The organism is Veillonella faecalis (assembly GCF_024677885.1).
Taxonomy (GTDB): domain Bacteria; phylum Bacillota; class Negativicutes; order Veillonellales; family Veillonellaceae; genus Veillonella; species Veillonella nakazawae.
Genome location: NZ_JALBWL010000005.1, coordinates 80,836 through 103,845, shown reverse-complemented (window position 1 = coordinate 103,845; position 23,010 = coordinate 80,836). Strand labels below are relative to the sequence as shown.

General features: G+C 39.5%; 26 protein-coding genes and 1 pseudogene. 1 reads left to right on the top strand and 26 read right to left on the bottom strand.

Features of this window, described 5'->3' with window-relative positions:
- Positions 1-559: 559 nt before the first annotated feature.
- The 25 genes and pseudogenes from MOQ65_RS09060 to ylxM form a co-directional block, all read right to left on the bottom strand.
- A pseudogene (locus tag MOQ65_RS09060) lies at positions 560-1,681 on the bottom strand (MFS transporter); the annotation flags it as partial.
- Positions 1,682-1,763: 82 nt separating this feature from the next.
- Positions 1,764-2,660, bottom strand: coding sequence for a protein translocase subunit SecF (gene secF, locus MOQ65_RS09055; RefSeq protein ID WP_257847342.1), 897 nt, complete (start codon positions 2,658-2,660; stop codon positions 1,764-1,766).
- Entirely contained in the window at positions 2,657-3,931 is a 1,275-nt protein-coding gene (secD, locus tag MOQ65_RS09050; RefSeq protein ID WP_257847341.1) for a protein translocase subunit SecD, read from the bottom strand. The genes secF and secD overlap by 4 nt, the downstream gene beginning before the upstream one ends.
- Positions 3,932-3,952: 21 nt before the next feature.
- A complete protein-coding gene (locus tag MOQ65_RS09045; RefSeq protein WP_129823868.1) occupies positions 3,953-4,519 on the bottom strand; it encodes a 5-formyltetrahydrofolate cyclo-ligase in 567 nt (188 codons plus the stop codon).
- Positions 4,519-4,809 (bottom strand): preprotein translocase subunit YajC, encoded by a 291-nt coding sequence (yajC, locus tag MOQ65_RS09040; protein WP_005387358.1) that lies wholly within the window; start codon positions 4,807-4,809, stop codon positions 4,519-4,521. Before yajC ends, MOQ65_RS09045 begins: the two co-directional genes overlap by 1 nt.
- 77 nt (positions 4,810-4,886) lie before the next feature.
- Positions 4,887-6,002, bottom strand: a complete 1,116-nt coding sequence (gene tgt, locus MOQ65_RS09035; RefSeq protein ID WP_257847340.1) for a tRNA guanosine(34) transglycosylase Tgt — start codon at positions 6,000-6,002, stop codon at positions 4,887-4,889.
- Between the two features lie 8 nt (positions 6,003-6,010).
- The gene (gene queA, locus MOQ65_RS09030) at positions 6,011-7,036 is read right to left on the bottom strand and encodes a tRNA preQ1(34) S-adenosylmethionine ribosyltransferase-isomerase QueA (protein WP_156719940.1); all 1,026 of its coding nucleotides are present in this window, start codon (positions 7,034-7,036) and stop codon (positions 6,011-6,013) included.
- An 11-nt stretch (positions 7,037-7,047) separates the two neighbouring features.
- Entirely contained in the window at positions 7,048-8,649 is a 1,602-nt protein-coding gene (locus MOQ65_RS09025) for a SpoIID/LytB domain-containing protein (protein ID WP_257847339.1), read from the bottom strand.
- Positions 8,650-8,651: 2 nt separating this feature from the next.
- A complete protein-coding gene (gene ruvB, locus MOQ65_RS09020) occupies positions 8,652-9,656 on the bottom strand; it encodes a Holliday junction branch migration DNA helicase RuvB (protein ID WP_178885285.1) in 1,005 nt (334 codons plus the stop codon).
- A 2-nt stretch (positions 9,657-9,658) separates the two neighbouring features.
- The gene (gene ruvA, locus MOQ65_RS09015; protein WP_257847337.1) at positions 9,659-10,267 is read right to left on the bottom strand and encodes a Holliday junction branch migration protein RuvA; all 609 of its coding nucleotides are present in this window, start codon (positions 10,265-10,267) and stop codon (positions 9,659-9,661) included.
- The gene (gene ruvC / locus MOQ65_RS09010) at positions 10,267-10,761 is read right to left on the bottom strand and encodes a crossover junction endodeoxyribonuclease RuvC (RefSeq protein ID WP_257847336.1); all 495 of its coding nucleotides are present in this window, start codon (positions 10,759-10,761) and stop codon (positions 10,267-10,269) included. Before ruvC ends, ruvA begins: the two co-directional genes overlap by 1 nt.
- Positions 10,762-10,964: 203 nt before the next feature.
- A complete protein-coding gene (locus tag MOQ65_RS09005; RefSeq protein ID WP_105086230.1) occupies positions 10,965-11,702 on the bottom strand; it encodes a YebC/PmpR family DNA-binding transcriptional regulator in 738 nt (245 codons plus the stop codon).
- 9 nt (positions 11,703-11,711) lie between these two features.
- Positions 11,712-12,284: an RNA methyltransferase gene (locus MOQ65_RS09000; RefSeq protein ID WP_038148738.1), complete on the bottom strand. Its 573-nt coding sequence runs from the start codon at positions 12,282-12,284 to the stop codon at positions 11,712-11,714.
- A gap of 152 nt (positions 12,285-12,436) precedes the next feature.
- On the bottom strand, positions 12,437-13,723 hold the full coding sequence (locus tag MOQ65_RS08995) for a glutathionylspermidine synthase family protein (protein ID WP_257847334.1): 1,287 nt from the start codon (positions 13,721-13,723) through the stop codon (positions 12,437-12,439).
- Between the two features lie 14 nt (positions 13,724-13,737).
- Positions 13,738-14,298: a hypothetical protein gene (locus MOQ65_RS08990; protein WP_257847333.1), complete on the bottom strand. Its 561-nt coding sequence runs from the start codon at positions 14,296-14,298 to the stop codon at positions 13,738-13,740.
- A gap of 11 nt (positions 14,299-14,309) precedes the next feature.
- A complete protein-coding gene (locus tag MOQ65_RS08985) occupies positions 14,310-14,741 on the bottom strand; it encodes a DUF350 domain-containing protein (RefSeq protein WP_009352625.1) in 432 nt (143 codons plus the stop codon).
- A 36-nt stretch (positions 14,742-14,777) separates the two neighbouring features.
- Positions 14,778-15,845, bottom strand: a complete 1,068-nt coding sequence (locus MOQ65_RS08980) for a hypothetical protein (RefSeq protein WP_257847331.1) — start codon at positions 15,843-15,845, stop codon at positions 14,778-14,780.
- A gap of 75 nt (positions 15,846-15,920) precedes the next feature.
- A complete protein-coding gene (locus tag MOQ65_RS08975; protein WP_257847330.1) occupies positions 15,921-16,574 on the bottom strand; it encodes an NAD(P)H-binding protein in 654 nt (217 codons plus the stop codon).
- Entirely contained in the window at positions 16,571-17,401 is an 831-nt protein-coding gene (gene trmD, locus MOQ65_RS08970; RefSeq protein WP_257847329.1) for a tRNA (guanosine(37)-N1)-methyltransferase TrmD, read from the bottom strand. The genes MOQ65_RS08975 and trmD overlap by 4 nt, the downstream gene beginning before the upstream one ends.
- A 120-nt stretch (positions 17,402-17,521) precedes the next feature.
- Positions 17,522-18,019, bottom strand: a complete 498-nt coding sequence (gene rimM, locus MOQ65_RS08965) for a ribosome maturation factor RimM (protein ID WP_060924912.1) — start codon at positions 18,017-18,019, stop codon at positions 17,522-17,524.
- Positions 18,019-18,426: a YlqD family protein gene (locus MOQ65_RS08960; protein WP_105086221.1), complete on the bottom strand. Its 408-nt coding sequence runs from the start codon at positions 18,424-18,426 to the stop codon at positions 18,019-18,021. The genes rimM and MOQ65_RS08960 overlap by 1 nt, the downstream gene beginning before the upstream one ends.
- A gap of 14 nt (positions 18,427-18,440) precedes the next feature.
- Positions 18,441-18,668, bottom strand: coding sequence for a KH domain-containing protein (locus MOQ65_RS08955; RefSeq protein WP_009352618.1), 228 nt, complete (start codon positions 18,666-18,668; stop codon positions 18,441-18,443).
- A gap of 21 nt (positions 18,669-18,689) precedes the next feature.
- Positions 18,690-18,953: a 30S ribosomal protein S16 gene (gene rpsP, locus MOQ65_RS08950; protein ID WP_004695565.1), complete on the bottom strand. Its 264-nt coding sequence runs from the start codon at positions 18,951-18,953 to the stop codon at positions 18,690-18,692.
- Positions 18,954-19,012: 59 nt separating this feature from the next.
- A complete protein-coding gene (gene ffh / locus MOQ65_RS08945; protein WP_105094782.1) occupies positions 19,013-20,365 on the bottom strand; it encodes a signal recognition particle protein in 1,353 nt (450 codons plus the stop codon).
- A complete protein-coding gene (gene ylxM, locus MOQ65_RS08940) occupies positions 20,355-20,690 on the bottom strand; it encodes a YlxM family DNA-binding protein (RefSeq protein WP_060924915.1) in 336 nt (111 codons plus the stop codon). Before ylxM ends, ffh begins: the two co-directional genes overlap by 11 nt.
- 188 nt (positions 20,691-20,878) lie before the next feature.
- On the opposite strand from ylxM, the gene MOQ65_RS08935 reads away from it, so the two are divergent.
- Positions 20,879-22,204: an FAD-containing oxidoreductase gene (locus tag MOQ65_RS08935; protein ID WP_257847328.1), complete on the top strand. Its 1,326-nt coding sequence runs from the start codon at positions 20,879-20,881 to the stop codon at positions 22,202-22,204.
- Positions 22,205-22,411: 207 nt separating this feature from the next.
- On the opposite strand, the gene MOQ65_RS08930 is transcribed toward MOQ65_RS08935, so the two are convergent.
- The gene (locus MOQ65_RS08930; protein WP_005383003.1) at positions 22,412-22,939 is read right to left on the bottom strand and encodes an ECF transporter S component; all 528 of its coding nucleotides are present in this window, start codon (positions 22,937-22,939) and stop codon (positions 22,412-22,414) included.
- Positions 22,940-23,010 lie beyond the last annotated feature (71 nt).

The window sequence follows — 23,010 nt, the reverse complement described above, 5'->3', positions numbered from 1 at the left end:
TACATTTAAGTAACTTTGAATTATGGTTGGTTTTGACTTTGTCAAAACCCGCACTCTGGCATATGTTCAATCGTATTGATTGATTACCTATCATTGTTCAGTTTTCAAAGATCTGTACCAGTTTCCACTACCTTCTTTCGAAGTGTTTCATCAACTGGCGACTTGATTATTCTATCAAGTTCAGCTCATTACGTCAAGCACTTTTTAAAACTTTTTCAGAAGTTTTTTGTGCTCGTCGTTTGTGCTGTGTCCTAACGACTTGTATAAGTATAGCACAAATAAAATAATCGTCAACATATAAAAACCTTGTTTTTACAACTTCATTTTAAATTCACTACATCTCATTATAAGCACGCCTTAATTCCTTATTAATTCAGGTTTTAAATTGTATAACACTTTTTTTCAATTACTTTAGTTCATTTTATTTTTAACTAACTTTCACTAATTACTACTAAAGCAAAAAAATCCTTATAGGATACTTTCAAAAGTATCCTATAAGGATTTATGGTTTTATCTAAATCTACGAAGGGAAACTTTCACAAATAAAATCCCTATATAACTATATTTCTAATGGAGTATATTTTTTAATCCATACATGATATAAACTGAGCGCTATGACCATAACTAACGCAGCAATAATATATAGGTATTGATATCCTAATGCATTTGCCAGTAATGCAAGTATAATTGAACCAGCGCCTACACTTATATCAAGAGCTAAGAAATATGTCGCCGTTGATACACCTGCTCGTTCAATAGGTGCTGATTGTATGGCTAACGCTTGAAATGCCGGCTGGGCCGCCCCATAGCCTAAGCCCAATAATGGGGCTGTAAGAATAATAGCCATTGGTGTTGTGGCAAGGCCTAAGCCAAATAGGCCTAATATAAATAAGCCTAACCCAGGATAAATAATGAATTTAGATCCATAACGAGCATAGACTTTCCCCACCAAAGGTCGACTGATTATAATCATCAAAGCAAAGATAGCAAAAAAAGCACTACCCCAAATACCTGCGCCCATACTATTCAGCTCGATAGGAATAAATACTAAAACACCTGAATAAGTAAAACCTATGAATAAACCCATTAATGCCCAAGGCAAACTTTTACTTTCTATAAATTGAGAAATATGCCAGCCTTTGCGCTTAGACAGTTTTGGTAAGGCTAACTCTTTTGAAAGAGGAATAACATTACTTAACAGCATAGCCAACCCTGTCATAGCAGTTAAAAATATATACAGTGCTATACTACCATATAATGATAGCGCATATAAACCAATAGCAGGCCCCAATACCATGGCTACGTTCGAAAAGATGGCAAACATATTAATCCCCTCCCCTTTTCGACTAGGAGGTAGTACTAATACAGCTAAAGCAGACATTACTGTTGTACCAAGGGCAAAGACAACACCATGCAAACCGCGTAGTACGAATATAGCATCTAAAGATGTAGTGAAATTAAAGAGCCCCATAATAATAAAAAACAATGCTGTTGATATTAGTAAAACAATGCGCTTATTAAATCCATCAATCAATCGTCCTGCAAAGAGTCTACATATAATGGTGCCGATTTGAAAATACGTCATCGCCAGTCCTGCATCTAAATCACTACCACTTAGTTCAGAAGTAATCACTATAGGTAATGCAGCTACCAATACATAATGAGTCATATATAATATGCCACAGACTAAAAAGAACCTCTCTAGACTGTATGCTAGAGAGGTTCAGTACTTTTACCATTATTATAGTAAAAGCAGTTATATATTATTGTTGATTGCGGATATCGTTTTTATTGCGACTTTTCCACATAACCCATAAGGATGTAGCTACACAGATAGAGGAGTACGCACCACTAGCAAAACCGATGATCATACAAAGAGCAAAGTTCTTTGTAGTGTCCCCGCCGAATAGGTAAAGGGATACACAGGCAAACATAACGGTAGCCAATGTATAGAAACTACGGTGAATACTTTGTGTAATAGACGCATTCGCCAAATCGGCAAATGTATCAGAACGTTTATGTGTATGTGTATTTTCACGAACACGGTCAAAGATAACTACAGACTCATTCATGGAGTAACCTACAACCGTTAGAATAGCAGCCAAGAAGGATGCATCAATTTCCAATTGGAAATAAGAGAATACGCCAAGCACCATGATTAAATCGTGGAAAATAGCAACAAGAGCAGAAATAGCAACTTTATATTCAAAACGATAAGAAATATACAATGCTAATGCTGCGAATGCTATAACAAGATTTAACAACGCATGTTCTGTAACCTCAGAACCAATTACAGCACCTACAGTTTCAATACGTTTAACTGTATTGTTTCCAATAGATTTAGTCAAAGACTCTACAACAGCGGCACTTTCACTAGACTCGAGATTACGTGTACGAATCATTACGTCTTCGCCCGCTGTTTCACCAGTAGTATCACCAGAAAGCTGAATTTGTGCATTTTCAAGATTATATTCTTTCAAAACGTCACGAACTTGACTAACCTCTACAGGTTGATCAAATACAACTTCAACAATTGTACCACCAGTATAATCAATACCAAAGTTAAAGCCTTTAGTAAAGATAGAAATCAAACTGATAATAACAAGTGTGGAGGAAATAGCAAACCACCAACGATGATGTTTAATTACGTCTAATGTCATTTGCGTTTACCTCCTTTCAAAGATTTTGGTGCAAATGCGTCAGCACTTTTGCTTGGAGAGATATTCGCACCAAACCAGAATGGATGGTTCGTAAAGTTACAGTCAATAAGTAAGCGCAACAAGAAATGACTCACTGTAATCGCTGTAAACATACTTACAACAACACCTACGCCTAAGCTGATAGCGAAGCCTTTTACCGGACCAGAACCTAAGATTGTCAAGATAGCAGCCGTAATAATAACGGATACGTTCGCATCTGTAATTGTTGCTAAAGCACGACTAAAACCAGCTTCCATTGCTACACGCATGGATTTACCAGAGAATACCTCTTCCTTAAATCGTTCAAAGATAAGGATATTAGCATCTACAGCAACACCCATGGATAAGATAATACCAGCAATACCTGGCAATGTCATAGTCGCATTAAAGCCTTTACCTAATACAAGTAATAAGAGCATTACATATACAAGTAATGCGATATTAGCTACGATACCAGAAAAGCGATATAAAATAACCAAGAAAATCATGATCATTGCAATACCAGCACTGAAGGCTACAACAGATTTATCCTTAGAGTCTTGACCTAAAGAAGGACCTACTGTACGAACTTCCAATACATTAATTTTAACAGGCAATGCACCGGAACGTAATAAAATAGCTAAGTCTTTAGCTTCTTCTAAGCTTTGACTACCAGAAATTGTTGCTTTACCACCTGTAATTGCTTGTTGCACTACAGGATTAGTCAATTCTTTACCATCCAAAGTAATGGCAATGCGACGGCCAATATTTTTAGATGTTAAGTCCGCAAATTTCTTAGCCCCTTCATCGCTTAATTCAATAGCAACGAGTGGTTGTTTATTTTGACCTAACTCTTCTTTCGCATCTTTTAAATCATCACCAGTCATAACAGTTTGACCTTGGTCATTTTTAAATTCTAAGACCGCAGTTTTACCGATACGTTTTATCGCTTCGTCAGGATCTTTTACGCCTGGCAATTCGATGATAATACGGCGAGCACCTTCACGTTGTACTAATGGTTCAGACAAACCCATTTCATTAATACGACGCTCTAAGATTTGCTTCGCCCGTTCCACTGCATCATTGTCAGCTTGACCAGTTGCAGAATCCTCTGCTTCCAATACGATATGCGTACCGCCTTGTAAGTCTAGGCCTTGTTTCAAAGAACCTGCTAAAGGTTGAATGAAATACGCAAATAATCCAATGATGGCAGCAATGACTACTAAAAACTTGATAATAGCTTTACCGTTCAAAATAGTTGCTCCCTTCTACTACTATACGCAATGTATAACGCCTTGCTCCGTTACAATCTTGTTCATCCGTTGGTCCAATTCATCCATAGGGATTGGTTCATCCCAAATTTGGATAGCCCAACATACGCCCATATATGTACTTGGTGAAAGTTCCTTGAGAAATCGATCATAATACCCATTCCCCATCCCCATGCGACCACCTTGACGGTCAAAGCCAGCACCAGGCACTAAAATCAAATCCAAGTCATGTGGATTAATAACCTCGTATGGCTCAGAGGGAATGCGTATATTTAACACACCCCGAGTGATAGATTCTAGAGACTTGAGACGAACTGCAATCATTGTCGTCTTATCTGTACAAACTGGAACATATACGGATTTACCATGTTCTAAAGCATGACGAATCACATCGTCTAAATTGGCCTCCTTGGGCATCGCCAAATAGGCCATAATGCTATTGGCTGATTTATATTCAGGAGTATTGACGATTTGCTCCGTCAACATTGATGTCCATGTATTACAATCAGCAACGGATAAAGCAGCGCGCTTGGACTTGCACGCCCGGCGCACTGCTTCCTTTGTATTCATTATTTTTCTTCCTTGTTTTTCTTGGAAAGTACGTTAGCAATTGCAGAACGCGCAAATGTTAACTCCACTTTTTCAGATACTTGAACCTTTACTTTTTCATCATCAAGTTCAACGATTTCACCATAAATACCGCCAATTGTAACGATTTTTTGGCCTTTTTTCAAGCTACCTAACAAATTAGCGCGCTCTTTTTGTTGTTTCTTTTGTGGACGCCATAATAAAAAATAAAAGATTACGACCATCAACAAAATAGGCCAGCTAGTTTGCAACACTTGTAAAATATCTTCCATTTTATCCTCCTAGTATAATAAATATATTTTTCTTTTCTAGTATAGCCACCTAATATAGATTTGACTAGACTTAATTACTATTTTTTAAAGCTATCCCAAAACTGCATTCTAAATTGAGGGAATCGATCTTCCAAAATAGCTTGTCGCATTTGACGCATAAACTCAAGCAAGAAGTAGAGATTATGGTATGTTACGAGACGCAATACCAAAATTTCTTCCGCCTTATACAAGTGACGAATATAAGCGCGGGAATAATTTTTACATGTATAGCACTGACAGCCTTCTTCTAAAGGACCCCAATCATGAGCAAACTGCGCATTTCGAATGTTAAGGCGCCCCTTCCAAGTCATAGCCATCCCATTTCGAGCAACACGTGTTGGATATACGCAGTCAAACATATCAATACCACGTGCCACGCCTTCAACAAGACAATCCGCTGTACCAACGCCCATCAAGTAACGAGCCTTGTTAGTTGGCAACAATGGTGTGGTATATTCCAAAATCTCGTTCATTAAATCATGAGGTTCCCCAACGGATAAGCCGCCAATACTATAGCCTTCAAAGTCCATGGCTACTAGCTCTTCCGCACTTTGTTTACGCAAGTCTTTATACATGCCGCCTTGAACGATACCAAACATACCTTGACGGTCATGAGCCTTACGAGCCTCTTGGCAACGATGAGCCCAACGTGTGGTACGCGCTGTAGAACGCTTCGCATAATCATGATCTGCTGGATATGGAATACATTCATCAAAGGCCATCGCAATATCAGAACCTAATTGCTCTTGTACCTTTGTGGCAACTTCTGGAGATAAAAACTGTTTAGAACCATCAATATGTGATCTAAAAGTTACACCTTCTTCAGTAATCTTACGCATGTCGCCTAAGCTAAATACTTGGAATCCACCGCTATCAGTTAAAATAGCTTGATCCCAATTCATAAACTTATGCAACCCACCTGCTTCTTCCACAAGTTCAGGACCAGGACGAAGGAATAAATGGTACGTATTACTCAAGATAACTTGAGAACCAATAGCCTTTAATTCTTCAGGTGTCATTGTTTTAACAGTTGCCTGTGTACCTACAGGCATAAACATTGGGGTTTGGAAGGTGCCATGTGGTGTATGCAATAAACCTGCACGTGCCCCCGTATGAGGACATGTCTTTTGTAATTCATAAGTAATACTTGGCATAGTCCCTCCTAACGAATAAACATAGCGTCGCCAAAGCTAAAGAAGCGATAACGTTCTCGAACAGCTTCTTCGTAGGCCGCTAAACAATGTTCACGACCGGCTAATGCACTAATCAACATTAACAATGTAGATTGAGGCAAATGGAAATTCGTTACTAATGCATCAATCATCTTAAATTTATAACCAGGATAGATAAAAATTTGAGTCCATCCACTAATACCTTGTAGTATACCGTCATCATTGGTAGCAGACTCGAGTGTACGTACAGATGTAGTACCTACCGCAATAATACGGCGTCCGTTTCTCTTAGCTGCATTAATACGGTCAGCGGTTTCTTGAGATACAACGAAGAACTCACTATGCATCTCATGATCTTCAATCGACTCTGCCGATACAGGTCTAAAAGTACCAAGACCAACATGCAATGTTACAAACTCAAGCTCTACGCCTTTAGCTTTTATTTTTTCTAAAAGCTCTGGTGTGAAGTGTAGACCTGCAGTTGGAGCCGCAGCAGAACCTTTCTCCTTAGCATATACCGTTTGATAACGGTCTTTATCTTCTAACTTTTCATGAATATATGGAGGTAATGGCATTTCACCAATTTCTTGTATCACATCATCAAATACACCATTGCAAGTGAACTCAATGATACGGCCTCCAAATTCAGTCTTATCTATTACAGTCCCACTTAAGCGGTCGTCAAACTCTATGACTTGACCAACAGGACATTTTTTACCAGGTTTAACAAGGCATTTCCACCGGTTTTCACCACATGGAGTGAGGAGCAATACCTCTACCTTGCCACCAGAACCTTGCCGTTGACCATATAATCTTGCAGGAATAACCTTTGTATTATTAAATACAAGTACATCCCCTTCATGAAGTTCATCAAGCAAATCGTAAAAATGCTCTTTATGCGCAACCTCACCGGTAACCTTATCCAAGGTTAACAGTCTTGCTGTATCGCGAGGTTCTACAGGATGTTGCGCAATTAGTTCCTCTGGCAATTCATAATCAAAATCTGTAACTTTCATCGTAATCCTTATTAGTACATTTTCTTTAATGTAATGCCACTATAGTAGTGACGCAAAATAGTTTGGTAATAATTTGTATCCCCTGGGGTAGCACGTTTCGCCATTTCTGCGGCACCCCATTGAGACATACCAAGACCATGCCCCCAACCGTGGCCTTTAATGTAGACAGTATCATTACTACCAGTAAAGTTATGATATGCCTTCCCCGCACCTTTAGTCGGGTTATGATTAACATAGAAATCAAATAGTGTAGATTTTAAACCTAAAATGCTACGTAGAGAATCCCCATCTATTGTCGTTTTTCCAGAAGTACCTATGAAAGTAGCACTCTTAATGCGACCAGATACACCGCGATCAGATGTTTGTTGACCTGGTTTACCAAGTGGTGTCAATTGAATACTCTTCAATTTCCCCACCCCTTTACTTGCTGCATTGAGCTTACTTTCAAGGGCCTGACGAGATGTAGTAACCGTCCAATTCGATGTAGATGTACCAGTACTAAAATCCTTTACACCTTTCAAATATGGTACATCACTGCCCCACACATTAACACTATCCTCAGTATAGCCACCACCATCAGAATGGAATAAGGCATTAATAGGGCGTTGATCATATAGCATAACCATCCCCTTTGTCTTATTTACTGCATTAGTAGTAGCCTGAGTTTCACCACTAACCCCATTATAGACTTGATGATCTGTGGACGTACTCACATCATACAATTTCCCTTTATTTTCTTCCATTGTATGAAGCGCATAAGTGCGAGCTGCTACAGCTTGTGCTTCCAATGCTGCTGCAGGCCAAGACGGAATGACTTCCTGTGGAACTACGCCATAAAGATAATCTTCAAGAGGTACAGAGTTGATAACCATCATTTTACCATTATTAGCACGTAATGTAAGTCCACCGCGATAACCTTTACCTTCAAACAAGAATGGCGCATCACTATTAGCTGGTTTTAAGGTAACTACACTATCAATAGCCTTGCCATTAACAACAATTTTACTACCTTGAACGCCAACAGAGGTACCACGGTTTGCACTGATTGTGCTAACTTGACCATTAGCACTATTTAACACAACCATATTAGCAGTAGATGTCACCTTAGCATCGGAGCTACGGCTTCCTAATAGAACACGTACATTTGGTACATGCTCTATGCGCTCCGTAGCAGGTGTTACTACAGAACCTACCTTATTGCGCGTAATAGCAGCTGTATTAGCTTGAATACTATTTGCATTAGATGTTTTTACAACCTTAGATGCAGTAGACTTAACACCAGTAGATGTAGTTTTTGCTACAGGTTTTGGAGCTACTGTTTTCTGAGCTTTCGTTGTAGCACTAGATGCTGCAGGTTTAGCAGCTGGCTTCGACGACACTTTTGACACAGGCTTTGGGGCCGGTTTAGTTACAAGTGGTCGAAAAGTTGACTTCTTAGTCGAATTTACTTTCGATACATTTATTGTAGATACTGTTGATTTCGGCATTGGCTTTTTAGTTACTACTGTACTTTTATGTTGCAATGTTGCCCCTTGCGCAACAGAAGCACCGCCAATATTTACACCTAAAAACAAAGTTGCCATTATCATCAATTGTAATCGTTTCGTTTTCATTGTTATTTCCCTGTCTGTGAAATACCTAAATGCTCATAGGCAAGTTTAGTAGCCACCCTCCCACGCGGTGTACGTCCTAAAAATCCTAGTTGCATCAAATATGGTTCATACACATCTTCGATGGTATCTCTCTCTTCGCTGATAGCTGCCGCAATAGTATCGATACCTACTGGACCGCCATCATACTTTTCAATAATACACTCCAACACACGTCGATCGATTCGATCGAGTCCTTCTTTGTCTATATATAAACGTTGTAACGCATCATCTGCAATGTCTTGAGTAATAACCCCATCACCAATAACTTGTGCAAAATCACGTACCCGTTTAAGTAGACGATTTGCGATACGCGGCGTCCCCCTTGAACGACGCGCAATTTCGCTAGCCCCAGTTGGCTCAATACCAATATTGAGTATTTCTGCGGCCCGAGTCACAATAAACTCTAATTCCGGTTGTTTATAATATTCCAACCGGTTAATAATACCAAAGCGGTCCCGCAAAGGCGCCGCCAAAGCCCCGGCCCGTGTAGTGGCACCTACCAAAGTAAACTTTGGCAAATCAATGCGCACCGTTCGAGCACTTGGGCCCTTACCGATGATAATATCGATAGCATAGTCCTCCATAGCAGAGTACAATACTTCCTCTACACTGCGAGACAAGCGATGAATTTCATCGATAAATAGTACATCGTGGTCATCTAAATTTGTTAAGATGGCAGCCAAGTCACCAGACTTTTCAATGGCAGGCCCAGAGGTTATGCGAAAATTAACACCCAATTCATTCGCAATAATCCCTGCCAAAGTAGTCTTCCCAAGACCTGGTGGACCATAGAGCAATACGTGATCTAAGGCTTCACCACGTTGCTTAGCCGCCTGAATATACACATTTAGATTACCTTTAGCCTCTTCTTGACCTACATACTCATTAAAGAACTTTGGTCGTAGACTATATTGCCACATATCTTCTTCGTGCTCGCCATTTCCGACAAGGCGTACTTCTTCGTTCATCCTTATCGTCCTTTCCCAAGCTCAATCAAGCTGACTTTAATCAACTCAGATACATCGCGCTTACCATCATCTAAAGACTCTACAATATCAGCTACATCTCGTTCTGAATAGCCTAGCGACACAAGAGCCTCAATGGCCTCACCAGCAGCACCACTAGCGGAAACACCAATCGGCTGTATAGCTGCTGGAGATTCTGCAGATATATGAGTCATTTTCGCTAACTTATCCTTTAATTCAAGAACAAGTCGCTCTGCAGACTTCTTACCAATGCCCGGCAATTTCGTTAATTGCTGCACTTGTCCATTGATAACAGCTAATTTGAAAGCCTCTGGTGTCATGCCAGACAAAATGCCAAGCCCCACCTTAGGCCCTATACCAGAAACAGAAATGAGTAAAATAAACAACTCATATTCCTCTTCCGTCCAAAAGCCATAGAGTTGCATCGCATCTTCACGTACGTTGAGATACGTGAATAGCGTTGCCTCATGACCTTCGATCAATTGTTGACGCGTAGTGGTCGGCACATAAACGCGATACCCTACGCCATGTACATCTACGTAACAGGACTCTTTAAAGAGATGTGTTACGATGCCCCGTACATACCCTATCATTATACCAACCTCTTCAATCTATCATTGTGAGAACTATGGGCCGTACAGATGGCAACAGCTAATGCATCTGCCGTATCATCGGGCTTAATTTTCTCACGAATCCCCAAAATATTCATGGTCATATAAATAACCTGATTCTTATCAGCCTTACCGTATCCTGTAACAGCTTGCTTGATTTGTAGCGGTGTATATTCATAAATAGGAATACACTGTTGTTCAGCTGCTAACAAGATAACTCCACGTGCTTGCCCAACCTTAATCGCCGTCGTTACATTGCGATTGAAGAACAATTCCTCTACGCCGAACTTATCCGGTTTAAATTCCTCTAGAATATCACTTAGATCATTAAATAAAATTTCTAACCGTTGTGAATCAGTTAATTCCTTAGGAGTTGTAATAGCCCCATAGGCTACTGGCGTTAATTTGCTGCCCTTCACGTCAATAATGCCATATCCACATATAGCCGTGCCTGGGTCAATACCTATTATTCGCATCTCAACCCCCTAGTTTAAAAATGAGATAAGCTGTCGCCTACCTCCATTACATAATCTATTTTATTATAGCACAATACCACATCGAAGTTCATGAATTTCAATATAAAATTTATAAGAAATCTATTAGTATTCTTAACATTTACAAAAACTCTAAATTTCATGAATCAATAAAAAAGGAGCACCCCTCAGAGTACTCCTTAATATTATTCTTCTTCGTCGTCTGGCAAAATACCATTGTGATATACATTTTGTACATCATCAAGATCATCCAATACGTCTAGCATTTTTTGCATTTTTACAGCATCATCACCAGTCAATTCAATTGTAGTATCTGGAATCATTGTGATTTTCGCTACTTCTGTTTCAATGCCCGCATCAGCAAGAGCTGATTCTACCGCATCATAATCTTCAGGAGTAGTATAAATTTCAAATACATCATCTTCGGACTTAAGATCTTCTGCGCCCGCTTCAAGAGCTAACATAGTCAATTCATCTTCGTCATGACCTTCTTTATCGATAACGAATACGCCTTTAGATTTAAACATCCAACCTACACAACCGCTTTCACCAAGGTTACCACCTTGTTTAGAGAATGCATGGCGTACATCGGCAGCCGCACGGTTACGATTATCCGTCATAACCTCTACAGTAACAGCCACACCAGCTGGACCATAACCTTCATATACGATTTCTTCGTATGCGTTCATATCCGTAGCACCAACGCCTTTATCGATGGCACGTTGAATATTATCCTTAGGAATATTATTTTCACGAGCTTTTTGCAAAGCCAATTTCAAACGCATATTACCTGTTGGATCGGCACCACCCATGCGTGCTGCAACGGTAATTTCGCGACCGATTTTCGTAGCTAATTTAGCCTTCAAAGCATCAGTTTTGCCTTTTTTATGTTTAATATTTGCCCATTTTGAATGTCCTGACATAGACGCCTCCTATTTATTCCACCATGCTTCGCCTCGTAACCGATCAAGAATGATTGATACAGCACTGCGCACGGATAAATGATTGTATTCACCATGGCCATATATAGGTTCTAAAATATAGTCAAAGCTTTCCATCGTTTCTTTTGTCATACCATAACCGGTACCGAATAATACTAACACAGGGCGGCCCTCATTTTCAAGGTGTTCACGCATCCGTGCATAGGAAATTGTATTATCATAAGTTCTAGCATCGGTAGTTGCTACGATAGGTTTTACCCCTTCTAGCTCCTCGATAGTACGCACCGCAACAGCGATGGAATTAACGAGTTCAACGCCTGTGAAAGCATCTTTTCTGTCCGGATTATAGGTACTACCAAAGCCTGACTTCCAATGCTCCATAATGGTAGCGGCTAATTCTCGTTGAGCCGGTATATTATGAATCACAAAATATTTAGATACATCATAGGTGATAGATGCGCGTGCAATATCGTGAATATCATAATTGGTAATGGCCGTCGTAATGACCTCTTTATGTTTGTTCATAATCGGATAATGAACAAGTCCGATATATAAATTAGCCAATGCCTTATATCTCCTATAACCTAACAACAAATATAAACAATATTAATAGAAATACCAGCTTTACAACAAATAGAAACTATAGTAACACTAGCCTAATAACTTTATGCTCCTAACCCTATAATTTATGTACCATTAATCATTCTACATAGTTTTTAATCAATAACTAAAGGTAAAAAATAGGCTTCTGTACCAGCAATTTCTTCAGGAGAGAAACGGGCTCCCACAGCAGAGGCTTGGTCCCCAAGCATAAAACAAGACAGCGTCAAGCACCCTTCTTTTGTACCACTATCTACAGTGTGAATAAAACGTTTTTGCTTAATAAAATCTTGGTACATAACCTTCTTACTGTCACGGCAAACAATGTCATCATAATTATCTACAAACTTTTCCATAAAGACCTTTGCTTGATCCCCATGTTTTTCAACGACTTGTATATTGCGCCCCTCACGACCCCAGATTTCCTTTTGAATATAAAGCCCCTCATCGAGGTTAGGAAAATCACTTTCAAAATAGGACGGAGTCAAATAACGTTCAATAATATCTCGCTCAGGACCCGTAAAAAATTGATTAGTTAAGTATAAGGCATACACCAAGGACATAAATGACTTATTTTGCAAAATGATCGCTTCTGGAGGATTAAATAAATTAAATCGCCCCTCATTATATAAATCTAAGAACATTTCACCTAACGGTTCTCCCGTTGCCGTCGTCTCATCGATTAACAATTCCATGGGATGCAAACGATACAGGTTTGATGCATGACTGCCATCAGGAAGTAAAATCCCTTCATCATCAATGACCATATCATAAAATGATAAGAATCGTACATCTGCCTCAGGACAAGCGGATTTCATCGTATTCATTAAAAACTTAGTGGTTCCTAAATCTTCTAAATAATCATGAAAGCAAGCAAACACAAATGGATTCGCTTCACCACTCTTTACCGTATTATATTTACTATTTTCCTGAGAAGTGCGTTCATAAACACGTTTCAAAAAACGCTCTAGCTCATCCCTAGCCCCTTCATTTGGATGCTCTTTATCAAAATAACGGGCGCCTACCTCATTAGCATAATAACTTTCAATCAAAAAACAAGGGGTATCCGCATTAATTTCCACCATGCGCAATCGCCCCTGTGTATCGAGAACAAAATCAAAGCGAGACAGCCACGTAGGTAGGCCTAACGGATTCCCTCGGTGAAGATAAGGAATCAGATTTTCCGGCATATCCATATTGAGAGCAAACTCATCAGGTGCCTGCTGAAAGACTTTAGTAGCCTTATAAAATATTTGGAATAACATACGAGATGCATGTCGTATTTCATCGTAAAACTCAGCAGGAAAAGATTGTACTGAAAGCGTTGGATATCGATCGTCATATCCTTCATAATCTACAAAAGGCAGTATGCCCGTATCTAACTCATCAATATAGGATTGCATAGTACCGCCTCCCATTACGAGCCACCAGAGCGTGAGCCAGCACTACCAAAACCCGACTTTTGACCTATAGAAGAGGCTTTTTGACTTCTTCTCTTTTCATAGTCTTTATAAGTTCGTCGCCCCAACGTACCATGCGTATTAGAGCCTGTGGTTGTATATACATTAGGCTCCTCATAGGGTTTCAAAGGTGCTGCCACACGATAGGTCATAGTTCGTCCATCCATACGTGCCGTAGGAGGATTAAATCCATGAAAAATATAGTAACCTGCTGCAATACTAGGCAAAAGTCCTGCTAGCCCTGCATCCCACACTAAATTGCCGCTAGTATCACGATGAAAGGTAACAGACCGATTGTCATCATATAAAGCTGTCTCTTTACCATCACCATGATTCAATAAAGAGTAGCGATTTCCTTGATTATCCTTTAATCGAACTTCCCCATCATTTGCTTCCGGGTAGATTTTATCACATACGGCATAAGCGATGTCATTCCAGTATGAAGACACACCAACGATGCCCGCCACAGCGGCAAAGGCACTCGTTATGTATATAGTTTTCTTACTTGGCTTATACATAGGACACTCCCTTAGTGCACAGCACCACTAACAACGAGAGCAAGACCTACAAAGATACCAAATACGAGAATACCAGCAGCTGTATTACCACGCATAATCTCTTCAGATAAATTATATTTACGATGCCATAGATTAATAAACATATAGCCTGTTACAAATAGTACAATACCAAGAATAGCATAAACAACACTTGCTACTACACCGTGCAATAAAGATGTATCTGCTGTAGTAACTACAGGAGACATGATAACAGCACGCAATATTTCACCAATACCGATAAAGGAACCTGCAGATAGCCATGCTACAGCACAGTTACCACGTTTGATTTCTTCACTAAATTTACCAGGTACAAAGAAATCAATAACCGTATTGGCAGTTAACATTAAGAAAATTCCAAAACAAGCATAAAAAATCGTCAATAATACATCTGGAATAAAAATCATGATAAACCTCCTAATATTGTCCCGTTATATTCATAGTCAACGGTTAAACATATAAGCCTTATCGGCTTCATTAAGATTGTGTATATTAAGGAATTTCTCGCGCCCACTACTATCCCGTTGGCGAACCATATAGGCATAGGAATCAAGCACATGTGTCTTGCGTATTGTACTATTAATGAGCTCCTGTTCTTCTGGTGTCAACTTTCCTGGTTCACACACCTTAACGCGGGTTTGCCCATCTACGTTAGTGATAATATAGGCAGACTTAGCATCATAAAATACAATAACTTCACGACCTTCTGCTAAGCTCTCACCTTCATTTTTAATATCCCCGTTTAAAGAATCTATTAATTCTAATGCTGTACTAACAGGATCTAAACTAGAAGTATATTCATTATCCGAATCCGTCTTAGTATAATAGACGGATGTATCATGCATATGCTCCTTTGCAGTATAAGGGAAGCCAAAGGTACCACGTATACCATGCCAAGTTAGGTCAGAATCCCAACTAACAAGGCACATCAAAAATAATGCGCCGCAGCCAATGGCCATGGCAACTCCTTCGAGTCGTTCTTTCAAACGTTGATTACGTTTCTTTTTACGAATAGCGTTAGCTGCCGCATCATTACAGAGTTTAATATTCACCAACTGTACTCGAGAGCCTTCGGCAAACATTTTTTCTCCTTTGAACCAATTTTCTTCAAAGAATACGCTAGCGCCGCCTTCACAGGGCAATTGATATTCCTTATACCCAGCTCGATCACCTACGGACGCACCACTATCACCATCTACGGCTACAACCTTTTCCAAACCGATTTGATGTAATGTAAAGCCTTTTGGCGCACGCTTCTTATAGGATGTTCTAGATACAGTGCACCACACATTATCATTGTACTCAATGGTAAGCCATATTTTATCAGTTCCCTCAACAGCCTCTAGGCCATATTCATGCCAATAATCACCAGGAGACTTTTGCATAGATGGTTTAGCCTTATAGGCTTGTTCCTGATCAGCTTTTGGAATAATCTCATTATATTTAATTTTTTCAGTTATTATATAACGGCTGCCCTGAACCTCAAGGACATCGTAACAATTAAACTCCATAAACAACCTCGTTAGAGTAGCAATACCTATTTACGCATATAAACTACTCTCTCTCCTAAACGGGATTTAATGAAATTAAGCTTTAAAGTAGCCTACACGTTCATGAATCGTTTCATTTTCAATAATAGAAATACCATATTGTTGTCCTATAGTAGCTGTTACAAGCACCTTAGCTACATCAGCAGTTTTTACAGGCTCTTGACTCATTAATACACGTGCTTTATTAATGACCCCAAATACAGCACAGCTAATACGTTCTACCAATTTAGGTTCCTCTCGAATCAAGGTGGCTGGACGAACAATAACAATCGCTTCAAATGGAAGTTCTAAGATAACCTCTTCCAATTGTCCTTTCATGGACATATAAAAGAATTTCGATTTTGGATTCGCCCCTAAAGAGGAGACTAATCCATATTTTTTTACTCCATTTTGAGCTGCAATGCGAGCCATTTCGTACTGGTAGGTATAATCGACTGTCCATTGTGCTTCTTTAGAGCCTGCTTGTTTACGGTTTGTGCCCATAGCAGAGAATAAAATATCTCCTGTTACTAGGTGTGCCCATTCACGAGGTTCATCAAAATTAACGATATGAACGGTTACCTTTGGAGATGTATACGTAACTTGACGACGTACAAATACATGAATTTCTTGAATTTCATGATTGTCAATCAATGATTCTACAATATGGCGCCCTACTGCACCAGTAGCACCTAATACTAAAGCTTTCATACTTCACCTGTATCTCTTTCAGACTCTTCAGCAATAATCTCTTTTAAAAGTTTAACATCCTCTTTTGTTAATGGTCGTTCCAATAAATCGGGCCGCAACAATCGTGTCCGTTTTAGTGCTTCTTTTTGACGCCATGCAGCAATATTTTTATGATGACCACTGCGTAATACATCTGGTACAGTCCAACCTCTAAATTCTGGTGGTTTTGTATATTGAGGGCATTCTAAAAGAGGCTCATAAAAGGAATCTTCTTGGGCCCCACTAGCTGCACCTAACACGCCAGGAATCATACGAGACACTGCATCGGCTACAACCATAGCTGGCAACTCGCCACCAGTTAATACATAATCCCCAATTGAAATAGTTTCATCTACTAAATATTCCTCTACGCGATAGTCTACGCCTTCATAATGACCACAAATAAGCACCAATTGGTCGTACGTCGCTAGTTCACGTGCCTTTTCTTGTGTAAAAGGTTGACCTGTAGGTCCCATAAAAATAACACGACGTCGTATACTTTCACTAGGATTACCAATAAGGCTCATTTCATCACACATCTCATCTGTAGAATAGGCGCTATTAGTTTCGCTATCATATTGAGCAATAACAGATTCTACCGCTTCAAAGATGGGAGGTGCCATCATAAGCATACCAGCCCCACCACCATACGGCGTATCATCAACTTGACCATGTTTATTATGACTAAAGTCCCGAGGGTTAGTTACGCCCATAGATAAGCGTTCCGCTTCGATAGCCCGTTTTATGATGGAATGACTAAAAAAAGCATCAAAAAACTCAGGGAATAAAGATACGATATCAATACGCATAGACCGTCCTCTGTACTTATTAACTCACATAAACTCATTAGCATTATCTATATATAGCTATATTATATAACTTTTACCATAATATACCTATATGTAGATAAAATAAAACCGCCTAAAGGATTATATCCATTCAGGCGGATCTACGATCATTAATTTATTTTCCACATCGATGTCTTTAACGACCTCTTCAATGGCTGCAAATAATTGATCTGGTTCTCCATCTTTGGAAACCACATAGACATCATTAGCACCAGGTTGCAATACATCAGTCACTGTGCCAAGCACATTTCCTTTTGTATCTTGTACTTCAAGACCAATGATATCAAAGATGTAGTAGCGACCTTCTGGTAATTCTACCAAATCTTCACGACGTACTTGAATCTCTTTCTTAGCGAATAATTCAGCTGCGTTGCGATCAGGAATTTCCTTAAAGGATGCTAGTACAAATTGTTTATGAAATCGTGCGGATGCAACGTGGTATTCTTTACCATCGATGTAACAGGCATCCATATGCATGAACCGTTCTGGAAAATCGGTTCTAGGCATAATACGAAGATCACCCCGCACGCCGTGCGGGGCGATGATAACACCTATTGTGATGAAATCGTTATGCTTCATTATTGACGAAACGCAACGATTTTACCGTCTTCTAATAGGATTTCAGCGCCCATCATGGCATCCAAATTATCCCCGATTTTAACGGTAACTGTTTGCTCTAATGTGCCTTGAGGAATTTCAGTTCCCAAAGACAATTCTTGAGCATCTTTCAATTTAGCTGTTACTTCTTCTTTGAAAGCCAAGCGTTTATTTTTCTCTTCGTCGATTTGTTGACGAATCGCAGTAAGACTTGTAGCATCAACTTTAGCCGCATCAGCCAAAATACGTTGAGCTTGGAACTCAATTGCTTCCAAATCTTTATTCACCATATCAAGGCGAGTTTCAAGATCGGATACAATCTTCGCTTTCAAGTCTTCTGTTACTTTTGCTTTTACTGCTACAGGGACACGTAATGTCATTTCTTCCATTGGAATACTCCCTTTTAGACAATATCAACAGATATCTTTTTGTTCTCTTTAATAGCCGCCGCTTTCACCACAGCGCGAATCGCTTTCGCAATTCGTCCTTGCTTTCCGATGACTTTGCCCATATCCTCTGGGGCTACATGAAGTTCGTAAACTTCCATATTCCCCTTTTGGACCATGGTAACAGATACGGCATCAGGCTGCTTCACTAATGATTTCGCAATTAATGAAATTAATTCTATCATCACAGTATGCCTCTCTATTAATTACTTTTTAGCGTCAGCAAATTTTTGCATAACGCCTTGTTTTTTGAACAAGGAGCGAACAGTGTCAGTAGGCTGAGCACCTTTAGCTAACCAAGCCAAAGCTTTTTCTTCGTCTACATTAACGATAGCTGGTTGTTTAGTAGCATCATATTGACCAATAGTGTCAACAGGACGACCTTCACGTGGAGCACGTGCGTCAGCAACAACGATACGGTAGAAAGGAGCTTTTTTAGCACCTAAACGAGTCAAACGAATTTTTAACATGTGAAATTCACCTCCTTATACTGATGTGGGTGGACAGGTTCAGCGCCCCTGCCCATGTATTACATAAACGGTAATTTAGGCATTCCAGGGAAGCCGCCCTTACCGCCACGTAAACCTTGCATGCGCTTCATCATTTTCCGCGCTTCTTCAAATTGTTTCAACAAGCGATTAACGTCTTGTACTTGCGTACCAGACCCCATTGCAATACGCTTGCGGCGAGAACCATTAAGAATACTTGGGTTTTCTCGCTCTGCTGCCGTCATGGATGTAATGATGGCCTCAATGCGGCGCACCTCTTTACTATTCAAATCAAGGTCTTTTAATTGATCCTTAATTTGACCCATACCTGGCAACATACCAATAATATTTTGTAATGGCCCTAACTTTCTCACTTGATTCATCTGTTTCAAGAAGTCATCCAAGGTGAAATTGTTTTTCGCCATTTTCTTAGCCATTTCACGAGCTTCTTCTTCATCGATAGCGCCTTGAACGTTTTCGATCAATGTTTTGAAATCGCCTAAGTCGAGAATACGAGAAGCCATACGGTCTGGATAGAATACATCGAAACCATCCATTTTTTCGCTCACACCAGTGAACTTAATTGGCAAACCTGTTACAGCTTTGATAGATAACGCAGCACCACCGCGCGCATCACCATCGAGTTTAGTAAGGATAACACCATCAACGCCTAATTTTTCATTAAATGTTTGTGCTGTTGTTACCGCATCTTGACCGATCATGGAGTCTACAACGAGTAAAATTTCATGAGGTCGGACAGCTGCTTTGATGTTGGACAACTCGTCCATGAGGACTTCGTCAATAGCCAAGCGACCAGCTGTATCGATGATAACAACATCTTTCAACATATGCGTACTTTGCTCTACGGCACGGCGCGCAATGTCTACTGGATTAGCACCAGGTGTTTCATCAGCAAATACGGGGATGTCGATTTGCTTACCTACAACTTGCAATTGAGTAATCGCGGCTGGACGATATACGTCGGCAGCTACGAGCATTGGATGTTTACCTTGTTTGCGAAGGTATACTGCCAATTTACCAGCTGTTGTAGTCTTACCAGCACCTTGTAAACCAACAAGCATAATAATTGTTGGTGGCTTACTGGAGATCATGATACGACTTTGTGTACCACCCAACAAGGCTGTTAACTCATCATTTACGATTTTAATAACCGTTTGCGCTGGATTTAAAGAACCGAATACCTCTTCACCGAGGGCCTTTTCCTTAATGGACTTCACAAAGTCCTTCGCAACCATAAAGTTAACATCCGCTTCTAATAGTGCTGTACGTACTTGACGCAACGCAAGATTGACATCATCTTCAGTAATTTTGCCCTTCCCTTTCAAGGATTGAAAGGCTTCTTGCAGTTTTTCTGACAAGCTATCAAATGCCATAATATCCCTCCATTTGCGCCAATACTTTTTGTACCTTGGTTTCAGCTAACACCTCTTCAGGCAAGTTCTCTTTCAACTGTGAAAGCAAACCTTCACGTTGTTCATATTGTTCTACCAAGTGCAATTTTGATTCGTAATCATTTAAAATGTGTCGAGCACGCTGTAAGTTATCGTGTACAGCCTGTCGTGATACGCCTAATTCCTCAGCAATCTCGCCAAGGGACATATCGTCTTCGTGGTGAAGTTGTAAGGACATGCGTTGCTTATCCGTCAATAGTGGCCCATAGAAATCTAAGAGCAAACTGATAAGTACTCGTTCTTCCATTTCGCCACCTCCTTCACTGTCAAGTCATATTACTTTACATATGGTACAGTATAAAAAAAGATGTGTCAAGTAGAAATACTTAACATCTAAATTATAGAGAATTATTTTCATATTTTACTTTTATATCTACTGTAATATGCTATAATAAACATATCTAATATTTTCAATATAAAGACAGGAGGTATTGTATGAATACCAAACATTATGATCTTATCGTTCTAGGTTTCGGCAAAGCCGGTAAAACATTAGCTGCTAAATTTGGCTCTATGGGTAAATCCGTAGCTATGATTGAAGAAAACCCACTTATGTATGGTGGCACATGTATTAATATTGCATGTATCCCAACTAAAACGATGATTATAGCCGCATCAAAAGGCTTATCTTATGATCAAGTATTAAACCAACGCGAGGTAGTTACATCTCGTTTACGGAATAAAAACTTCGGTATGCTAGACACTAATGAACATGTCGATGTATATACTGGACATGGTGAATTCATTAGTAATAAAGAAATCGCCGTTACAGCTGGGGAAGACAAAATCATCTTATGTGGTGAAACAATTATTATTAACACTGGTGCTGTAGCGATTAAGCCTAACATTGATGGCATCAGCGCAGCAACAGGCTTCTATAATAGCACAGATATTCAACAATTATCCCCTCAACCAAGTACACTAGGCGTCATCGGCGCGGGCCCAATCGGCCTTGAATTTGCCAGTCTATATGCTAAACTAGGTACAAAGGTAACAGTATTTAATATTGAATCTGGCATCTTAAAACGGGAGGAACCGATCGTACAAGAATTAGCTAATGAGTACTTGACTGAGCAAGGTATTACTATTCTTAACGATGTAACATTAAACTCTGTATCTAATGATGGCAACAAACCTGTTATTACTGCAAATGGTCAAAACTATACGTTTGATGCTGTTTTATATGCTACAGGTCGCAAGCCAAATACAGCTAACATCGGTTTAGAAAATACAGATATTACTACTAACGAACGCGGCGCTATCGTAGTTAATGATACGTGTGAAAGCTCCGTTCCTGGTGTATATGCAGTAGGCGATGTAAACGGTGGTCCTCAATTTACGTATATTTCTCTCGATGACTTCCGCATTGTATTTGGTGCACTTACAGGAAATGGCCAATACACATTAAAAGATCGCAAAAATATTCCTTACACAACATTTTTAACACCTCCACTGGCTCGTGTAGGTCTCACAGAAGAAGATGCTATCAACAAAGGATATACAGTTAAAACTAAAGAAATACTCGTAGCCACCATGCCAAGAGCTCATGTAAACGACTATTTAAAAGGTGCTTTTAAAATTGTAGTAAATGCAGATAACGATTTAATCCTTGGTGCTACACTTTATTCTCAAGGTGCTGAAGAGTTGATTAACCTCATTAAAATGGCTATGGACAACAACATTCCATATACATATTTCAAAAATCAAATCTTCACACATCCTACCATGGCAGAAAACCTAAACGACCTTTGTAACTTTTAATGCCATAAACAAACTCAATAACAATTGATATATACTGAAAAATAAAAGGGCGTTCATTAGCATATATATTAGCTAATGAGCGCCCTTTAACTATTTAGAAAATATCTAGACTGCCATAGGTAGGTTTTTCTGCGGCCGGGAGAAATTCTGCAAGCTTCGTATGAATATTAAGATAGTTCCATATAGCATCTGCAATTGTTCTCTCTATTAGTTTTTTGTAAATAATCTACGTACTACCTTTTGTAGTTTTGGTGTCAATATAATAGCCACCACAATACCTGCAGCACTTGTAATCAAGGAGTATTGAATTTTGCTAGCTGCTACGGCTGCACTTTCAAGAACAAACCACCATGCTAAGAAATAGCCAAATGCAGTCCAAATTGTACCAATAATAAGAGCAATCAAAATACGTGTAAAGGATGCTGTGGGCTTTGTGATGGATGGTGGCAAGTAACCTGCTGTCATACCACCTACAATAAGACCTGCAATACCTTTAATAAAGAAAGAGAATACAATGTATTGAGTATGTCCACCAAAGAGGTCAAATAATGCAGAACCAATAGCCGCACCTAAACCACCATATAAACCGCCAAAAAGAATGGATGACGTAAATAATGCAGCAGATCCTAAGTGAACCATGGCCCCACCTGGTATTTCAATGCGAATCGTTGTTGCTACTGCACATAAGGCAGCAATAAATCCAATATATACAATATCGCGCGTCTTTAATTTCATAATCTAGCTCCTCTCTTTTAGCTGAATAACTATATTTAGTATAACAAATCTCACTCAGTCTAAAAACACTA

What these genes read in the sequence shown, in the direction of transcription:
- tgt (WP_257847340.1), bottom strand. Translation starts at nt 6,002, where the DNA reads ATGCCAAGTATTACTTATGAATTACAAAAGACATGTCCTCATACGGGG.
- secF (WP_257847342.1), bottom strand. Translation starts at nt 2,660, where the DNA reads ATGACATTAGACGTAATTAAACATCATCGTTGGTGGTTTGCTATTTCC.
- MOQ65_RS08955 (WP_009352618.1), bottom strand. Translation starts at nt 18,668, where the DNA reads ATGATAGAATTAATTTCATTAATTGCGAAATCATTAGTGAAGCAGCCT.
- MOQ65_RS08995 (WP_257847334.1), bottom strand. Translation starts at nt 13,723, where the DNA reads ATGCAATCCTATATTGATGAGTTAGATACGGGCATACTGCCTTTTGTA.
- MOQ65_RS08990 (WP_257847333.1), bottom strand. Translation starts at nt 14,298, where the DNA reads ATGTATAAGCCAAGTAAGAAAACTATATACATAACGAGTGCCTTTGCC.
- trmD (WP_257847329.1), bottom strand. Translation starts at nt 17,401, where the DNA reads ATGCGTATTGATATCGTATCTTTATTCCCTGAGTTTTTTGATGCTTTT.
- MOQ65_RS08980 (WP_257847331.1), bottom strand. Translation starts at nt 15,845, where the DNA reads ATGGAGTTTAATTGTTACGATGTCCTTGAGGTTCAGGGCAGCCGTTAT.
- queA (WP_156719940.1), bottom strand. Translation starts at nt 7,036, where the DNA reads ATGAAAGTTACAGATTTTGATTATGAATTGCCAGAGGAACTAATTGCG.
- rpsP (WP_004695565.1), bottom strand. Translation starts at nt 18,953, where the DNA reads ATGTTAAAAATTCGTTTGACTCGTTTAGGTGCTAAAAAAGCTCCTTTC.
- ruvC (WP_257847336.1), bottom strand. Translation starts at nt 10,761, where the DNA reads ATGCGAATAATAGGTATTGACCCAGGCACGGCTATATGTGGATATGGC.
- MOQ65_RS09025 (WP_257847339.1), bottom strand. Translation starts at nt 8,649, where the DNA reads ATGAAAACGAAACGATTACAATTGATGATAATGGCAACTTTGTTTTTA.
- MOQ65_RS09005 (WP_105086230.1), bottom strand. Translation starts at nt 11,702, where the DNA reads ATGTCAGGACATTCAAAATGGGCAAATATTAAACATAAAAAAGGCAAA.
- MOQ65_RS08985 (WP_009352625.1), bottom strand. Translation starts at nt 14,741, where the DNA reads ATGATTTTTATTCCAGATGTATTATTGACGATTTTTTATGCTTGTTTT.
- MOQ65_RS08930 (WP_005383003.1), bottom strand. Translation starts at nt 22,939, where the DNA reads ATGAAATTAAAGACGCGCGATATTGTATATATTGGATTTATTGCTGCC.
- yajC (WP_005387358.1), bottom strand. Translation starts at nt 4,809, where the DNA reads ATGGAAGATATTTTACAAGTGTTGCAAACTAGCTGGCCTATTTTGTTG.
- ylxM (WP_060924915.1), bottom strand. Translation starts at nt 20,690, where the DNA reads ATGGAAGAACGAGTACTTATCAGTTTGCTCTTAGATTTCTATGGGCCA.
- MOQ65_RS09045 (WP_129823868.1), bottom strand. Translation starts at nt 4,519, where the DNA reads ATGAATACAAAGGAAGCAGTGCGCCGGGCGTGCAAGTCCAAGCGCGCT.
- rimM (WP_060924912.1), bottom strand. Translation starts at nt 18,019, where the DNA reads ATGAAGCATAACGATTTCATCACAATAGGTGTTATCATCGCCCCGCAC.
- MOQ65_RS08960 (WP_105086221.1), bottom strand. Translation starts at nt 18,426, where the DNA reads ATGGAAGAAATGACATTACGTGTCCCTGTAGCAGTAAAAGCAAAAGTA.
- ffh (WP_105094782.1), bottom strand. Translation starts at nt 20,365, where the DNA reads ATGGCATTTGATAGCTTGTCAGAAAAACTGCAAGAAGCCTTTCAATCC.
- MOQ65_RS08975 (WP_257847330.1), bottom strand. Translation starts at nt 16,574, where the DNA reads ATGAAAGCTTTAGTATTAGGTGCTACTGGTGCAGTAGGGCGCCATATT.
- MOQ65_RS08935 (WP_257847328.1), top strand. Translation starts at nt 20,879, where the DNA reads ATGAATACCAAACATTATGATCTTATCGTTCTAGGTTTCGGCAAAGCC.
- ruvB (WP_178885285.1), bottom strand. Translation starts at nt 9,656, where the DNA reads ATGAACGAAGAAGTACGCCTTGTCGGAAATGGCGAGCACGAAGAAGAT.
- ruvA (WP_257847337.1), bottom strand. Translation starts at nt 10,267, where the DNA reads ATGATAGGGTATGTACGGGGCATCGTAACACATCTCTTTAAAGAGTCC.